We start from the raw sequence: 6,024 nt of genomic DNA, 5'->3' as shown, positions 1-6,024 counted from the left end.
GACCTATAGCGGCCACGTCAGGGGATCGGGCAGAAAGGCGCGCCCCGCGATGCGGGGCGCGCCGTCAGCCGAAGCGGTCACATGTGGATCGAGGAGAAGGCGCTCGCGGCCGACGTCACGACCTGGCGAAACCTGTCCATCCCGTCTACGCCGGCCTTGGCCACCTGGTGGACAATGTCGCCGTATTCGTTGACCCTCTTGCCGTGGCCGTCCGCGGTTCCCAGGAACCCGTCCCCGGCGCCGTCGCTGAAGTGCTGCGCATGGGCGTCCTGCGAGAACCGGAACACGCCGGCGAACGACTCCGTGTCCTGCCCGGCCAGCTGAGTCATGTTACCCATCTGGCTTTCAACTGTTTCGAAATGTGCCTGAACGACCGGTTCCATTCAATTTCTCCTTTCTCTGGCGAGAACTGCTCAGATGGTGGTTCCGATGGCGCTGCTGATCGCCGCGCCGTCGACAGAGAAGTTCCCGGCGGCACCGAGGACCTGACCGCCACTGGAGTCGGCATCGGAATACTTGCTGGCCGTGGTCCTCACGGTGTCGGCCACGGTCTGCCCGGTGGTGGTCAGCTTCTGGTTCTGGCCGTGCCGATCCGGTTCGACCTGTTGGACGAACATGCTGCCGCTCGCGCCTTTCCACGCCGCCGCGAGGCCGGTGTTGCCGGAGTTGAGCTGCTTGTTCCGGGCCGCCATGTCCTCGTGTTCCTGTGTCCATTTGGCGGCGAGCCGCGCCATCTGATCAGGATCACCGTGGATGAAATCGTAAGTCATATGACCCTCCGTTTTCGATTTCAGTGAAGCGTTCCCAGCGGGCCGGGCGCGTCCTCACTTTGCCGACGCTACGTCGCCGGGACCGGCGATCAGGCCCGGCGGCACGTTCCTGCCACGGCCGCCGCTCCGGCACGTCCCTGACGGAGGATCGGGGACATGGCGACTGTCCTGGTCAAGCGGCCCGCCCGCAAGCAGGCCCCGGAAATGCCCGCGGGCGAGCTGATGCTGCAACCGCCGCCCGCGATCCCGGCCCCGCCGGGACGGCAGTGGGCGCAGGTGTTCACCGTGCTGCCGATGCTGGCCATGATGGCGTCGACGCTGCTGCTCTATTCGGGCTCCGTCGCGGGCACGATCCGGTTCGTGATCTACGGGCTGATGGGCGTCGGCATGCTCGGGATGATCGTCACCGGCTTCATCCAGGGTGGCGGGCCGAGCAAACGCGAAATGGGGCACGCGCGACGCAAGTACCTGCGGCACTTGTCCCAGCACCGGCTGCGGCTGCGCCGGGCGGTGCGCCGTCAGCGCGAGACGATGGAGTACCTACACCCGGAGCCGTCGTCGTTGTGGTCTCTCACGGCGAGCTACCGGCTGTGGGAGCGCCGCAAGGAGGACGAGGACTTCGCCGTCGCCCGCATCGGCCGTGGCCCGCAGGGTCCGGCGCTGGCCATCGTCGCCCCGGACACCCTGCCGCTGGAGGAGCTCGAACCGCTGTCCGCCCTGGCGCTACGCCGGTTCCTCACCACCTACAGCGCCGTCGACCGGCTTCCGCTGGCCATCGCCGTCAACGGATTCAGCCGGATCTACCTTCGCGGAGGCCGCGAGGCCGCACTGGGCATGCTGCGCGCCCTGCTGGCCCAACTGGCCACCCTGCAGTCTCCCGACGACCTGCGCATCGCGGTCTGCGTGAGCGAGGACCACCGGGACGACTGGGAATGGGTGAAATGGCTCCCGCACGCCCTGCACCCCAGCCGGTCCGACGCGCTCGGCCCACTGCGCCTGGTCGCACCCGGTATCTCCGCACTGGAGTCGATGCTGGAGGAGGAACTGGGCAACCGTCCCCGATTCGACCCCGACGAACAGGTCAGCGTGCCCGGCCCGTACCTGGTGGTCATCCTGGACGGCGGGGCGGTCGCCGGGTCCGATCACCTGATGACGGGCGGCGGGGTCGAGGGCGTCACGGTGATCGATCTGACCACCGCGCCACCACGGGCGTTGGACCGTACCGCGGTGGTGCTCGAGGTGGATGAGGACGGCGGGCTGTTCAGCCAGTCGGCCGAGGGCAGCACCCGGCTCGGGGACGCGGACTTCTTCGACCCGGCCGCCGCCGAGGGCCTCGCGAGGCAGCTCGCGCCGCTGCGGCTGAGCTCCGGCATCCGTGGGGACGCGCCGCTGAGTTCCGAACTGGGCCTGGCCGACCTGCTGGAACTGGGCGACCCCTACGACCTCGACCCGGACGACACGTGGGTGCCCCGGCCCAACCGTGATCGGCTCCGCATCCGGTTCGGTATCCGGGAAGACGGCACGCCGATCGAGCTGGACATGAAGGAATCGGCACAGGAGGGCATGGGCCCGCACGGCCTGCTGATCGGGGCCACCGGCTCCGGCAAGTCGGAGCTGCTGCGGACGCTGGTGCTGGCGCTCGCGGTCACCCATCCGCCGAGTTCGCTGAACTTCGCGCTGATCGACTTCAAGGGTGGCGCGACCTTCACCCGGCTGGACAAGCTGCCGCACACCAGCGCGGTGATCACGAACCTGGCCGACGAACTGCATCTGGTCGACCGGATGACCGACGCGATCAACGGCGAGCTGATCCGGCGTCAGGAACTGTTGCGTGCCGCCGGGAACTTCTCATCGCTGCGTGACTACGAGAAGGCCCGCCAGGCGGGCGCGCCGCTGCCCGAGGTGCCCACCCTCCTGGTGATCTGCGACGAATTCTCCGAACTCCTCTCCGCCAAGCCGGATTTCATCGACATGTTCGTCCAGATCGGACGGCTGGGCCGATCGCTCGGGGTGCACCTCCTGCTCGCCTCGCAGCGGCTGGACGAGGGCAGGCTGCGCGGCCTGGAAGGCCACCTGTCCTACCGGATCGGCCTGCGGACGTTCTCCGAAATGGAGAGCCGGGTCGTCCTCGGGGTGCCCGACGCGTTCAAGCTGCCCAGGGCGCCCGGCAACGGTTTCCTCAAGGTCGGCACCGAATCGATGGTGCGATTCCGCTCCGCCTACGTCTCCGGCGTGCACCAGCGGAACCTGGGCACCGGAACGGCCGTCGCCGCGACGGAACACCTGGTACTGAACGAATACACCACCGCCTACCACGCGCCCGCGCTCGATCTCGAGGACACGGAGGAAGAACCCGAGGTCGATCCGGACACCCTGGTGGGCGACACGCTGCTGGACATCTGGGTGGACCGGCTGGTCGGCCGGGGCACGCCCGCGCATCAGGTGTGGCTGCCGCCGCTGGACAAATCGCCGACCCTGGACCAACTGCTGCCGGAACTGGTCCGGCACCGGGAGCGTGGCCTGACCGCCAATTCCACCGAACTGGCCGGCTCTCTGCGGCCGATCCTGGGCATCGTGGACCGACCGTTCGAGCAGCGACGCGACCCGCTGACCCTGGACCTCGCCGGAGCGGCGGGCCACCTGGTGGTGATCGGCGGGCCGCGGACCGGTAAGAGCACCCTGCTGAGGACGCTGATGCTCAGCCTCGCACTCACCCACACCCCGCGCGAGGTGCAGTTCTACTGCCTCGACTTCGGCGGCGGCACGCTCGCTTCGCTGGATGGACTGCCCCATGTCGCCGGGGTGGCCAGCAGGCTGGATGCCGGGTCGGTCCGCCGCACCGTCGCAGAGGTCGCCTCGCTGCTCGCGCAGCGCGAACGCCTGTTCGCCGAACACAAGATCGACAGCATCATCACCTACCGGAAGCTGAAGGCGGAAGGCAAGTTCGCCGACGATCCGCACGGCGACGTGTTCCTCGTCGTCGACGGCTGGCTGACGCTGCGCAACGACTTCGACGCGCAGGAGGAGTTGATCGGCGACATCGCCGCGCGCGGACTCGCCTACGGCATCCACGTGGTGGCGGGCTGCACCCGTGCGTTCGACCTGCGGATGAACGTCCGGGACCTGTTCACCAGCAGGCTGGAGCTGAAGATCAGCGACCCCATCGACTCGATCATCGACCGGCGCGCGGCGATGGGCGTGCCCGCGGACCGGCCCGGCCGGGGACTCGCGATGAGCAAGCACCAGATGCTGGTGGCCCTGCCGCGCATCGACGGCCGCACCGGTGCCGACGATCTGACGGAAGGGATCGGCGGCCTGGTCAGGGCGATCGCGGACGCCTGGCCCGGCCCGGCCGCGCCACCGGTGCGGCTGCTGCCCGGCGTGTTCCCCTACGCCGAACTGCCCGCCACCGACACGCTGACCGGACCCGATGCCGGGCTCGCGATCGGCATCTACGAGCGCGATCTCTCGCCGGTCCGGCTGGATTTCGCCACCGACCCGCATTTCTTCGCACTGGCCGACACCCAGTGCGGCAAGACCTCGTTCCTGCGGACGGTGGCCGCCCGCATCTGTGCGGCCTACACCCCGGAACAGGCCCGGATCGTGCTCATCGACCACCGCCGCGCGCTGCTCGGCGAGATCCCCGACGAGTACCTGCTCGGCACCGGCACCAACGACGCGCACAGCATCGCGCTGATGAACGAGGTGGTCACGGCGATCTCCAAGCGCCTGCCGGGCCCGGACATCACCCCCGAGCAACTGCGCGCGCGGAACTGGTGGCAGGGCCCGGAAATCTTCGTGCTCGTCGATGACTACGACATGGTGGCCACGCACAAGGACCACCCGCTCATGCCGCTGCTGCCGCTGGCCGCGCAGGCCTCGGACATCGGCCTGCGGGTCGTGCTGGCTCGCCGGTCCGGCGGCGCGGGCAAGGGACTGTTCGAACCGGTCCTCAACCGGCTGCGCGAGGTCGGCGCACCCGGCCTGATGATGTCCGGTGACCGGGACGAGGGACCGCTGCTCGGCGGGATGCGCGCCCAGGTGCTGCCGCCCGGCCGGGGCTGGCTGGTCGATCGGCGCGGGAACAAGAACCTGGTGCAAGTGGCCTGGCTGCCACCCAAGGTGTAGGGCCGTTCACGCCGCCGGCGACGATTGGCAGTTTCCTGTCGTCGTCGGCCGATCGGCTCCGCGATGTGATTGATTCGAGCACACGAGCAAAGTCAGGAGCACGCGATGGCGCCACCAGAAAGCATCAAAGGCATACCAGGGGCAATGCACCAGTGCGCGAGCGACCTCTGGGAGGTGGTGGCGAACACCCCTATCCCCTCCGACCTCAAAGGTTGGAGCGAGGTCACCTGCACGGTCGGGTTGAACGGGCACGAGGAGTTGGTGAAGGCCGCCAACGATTCCACCAAGAAACTGTACGAGTTCATCACCCAGCTCAATGAGGCAGCGACCGCGCTGAGCACGGTCGCGCATGATGCGGCCACCAAATATGATTCCGCGGACCTGGAGAACAAGAACGCCCTCAAGGACGCGTTCGAACAATTCACCAAAGACAGTTTCGCGAAAATGACCGGGGACGGCCTTCCGCCGATCCTCCCGGAACTCGACTACCACAGCGACCAGTAGGCGACCATGGCACCGGTGGACTACTACGACGAAAGCCACACCTTCGAGGAACTCAAGGGCCTGATCAACCAGGAGGCGGATCACCACGCTCCCCTGCTCCACGCGTTGGCATCGGTGTGGAGCAAGGGGCGGGACCACCTGGCCGCACAGGCCATAGGCTTGAGAGACGTCCAGGACAGACTCGTCAAAACAGGCGCGTGGGGAGATGTGGCGGGCGGCCTCTTCGTCAGTACGCTCGACCACGTCCGCGAAATCGCGAATTCGTGGAGTTTCGGCGGCAGCCCGGACCCGCATAAATCGGTACCAGGCATAGGCAGCAGTGTTACCACAGACGAACTCACTGGGTCGATCACCAATCTGGCGGATTGCATAATCGACGTCAGAAATGCCGTGAACAATCTACCGGCCAGCGATACGGAAGAGGAAAAGAAAAAATACACCGCCTTCGCGCTGAGCCTTTTGACCGTACTGTATTCGGATGCCGCCCTAAAGTTGAAAAACGCCGTCGGACTGCCGCTCACGAATGTTCCTTTGGCGCGCTCCTTGTCTTCCGGGCCGGTCGACCGTGGGGGTACGCCACCCGGTCCCGCCAGTAACTCGCCGAGCCCCGGCGGTGGCGATC

5 protein-coding genes are annotated in these 6,024 nt (G+C 67.5%); 3 read left to right on the top strand and 2 right to left on the bottom strand.

All coding sequences use genetic code 11. From position 1 onward, the window contains the following. Positions 1 to 77 precede the first annotated feature (77 nt). Positions 78 to 383 carry a hypothetical protein gene (locus FNH05_RS29735; RefSeq protein ID WP_144592168.1) on the bottom strand — a complete coding sequence of 102 codons (306 nt, stop codon included), beginning with the start codon at positions 381 to 383 and terminating at the stop codon, positions 78 to 80. 30 nt (positions 384 to 413) lie between these two features. Beyond that, positions 414 to 770, bottom strand: a complete 357-nt coding sequence (locus FNH05_RS29730; RefSeq protein WP_144592167.1) for a WXG100 family type VII secretion target — start codon at positions 768 to 770, stop codon at positions 414 to 416. 156 nt (positions 771 to 926) lie between these two features. Between FNH05_RS29730 and eccCa the strand changes: the two genes are divergently transcribed. The 3 genes from eccCa to FNH05_RS29715 form a co-directional block, all read left to right on the top strand. Then, positions 927 to 4,898 carry a type VII secretion protein EccCa gene (gene eccCa, locus FNH05_RS29725; protein WP_144592166.1) on the top strand — a complete coding sequence of 1,324 codons (3,972 nt, stop codon included), beginning with the start codon at positions 927 to 929 and terminating at the stop codon, positions 4,896 to 4,898. 105 nt (positions 4,899 to 5,003) lie between these two features. Then, complete coding sequence (locus tag FNH05_RS29720; protein ID WP_144592165.1) at positions 5,004 to 5,402, top strand: hypothetical protein; 399 nt, start codon at positions 5,004 to 5,006, stop codon at positions 5,400 to 5,402. 15 nt (positions 5,403 to 5,417) lie between these two features. Continuing rightward, a partial coding sequence (locus FNH05_RS29715) for a hypothetical protein (protein ID WP_144592164.1) occupies positions 5,418 to 6,024 on the top strand: 607 nt, incomplete at its 3' end.

Origin of the sequence: Amycolatopsis rhizosphaerae, assembly GCF_007713715.1 — a bacterium.
Lineage (GTDB): Bacteria > Actinomycetota > Actinomycetes > Mycobacteriales > Pseudonocardiaceae > Amycolatopsis_E > Amycolatopsis_E rhizosphaerae.
Note: the sequence above shows the minus strand (reverse complement) of the source record. Positions and strands in the feature narration are given on the sequence as shown.

Bases quoted from the DNA above. Each gene is read 5' to 3' on its own strand.
- FNH05_RS29735 (WP_144592168.1), bottom strand. From the start codon at position 383: ATGGAACCGGTCGTTCAGGCACATTTCGAAACAGTTGAAAGCCAGATG.
- FNH05_RS29730 (WP_144592167.1), bottom strand. From the start codon at position 770: ATGACTTACGATTTCATCCACGGTGATCCTGATCAGATGGCGCGGCTC.
- eccCa (WP_144592166.1), top strand. From the start codon at position 927: ATGGCGACTGTCCTGGTCAAGCGGCCCGCCCGCAAGCAGGCCCCGGAA.
- FNH05_RS29720 (WP_144592165.1), top strand. From the start codon at position 5,004: ATGGCGCCACCAGAAAGCATCAAAGGCATACCAGGGGCAATGCACCAG.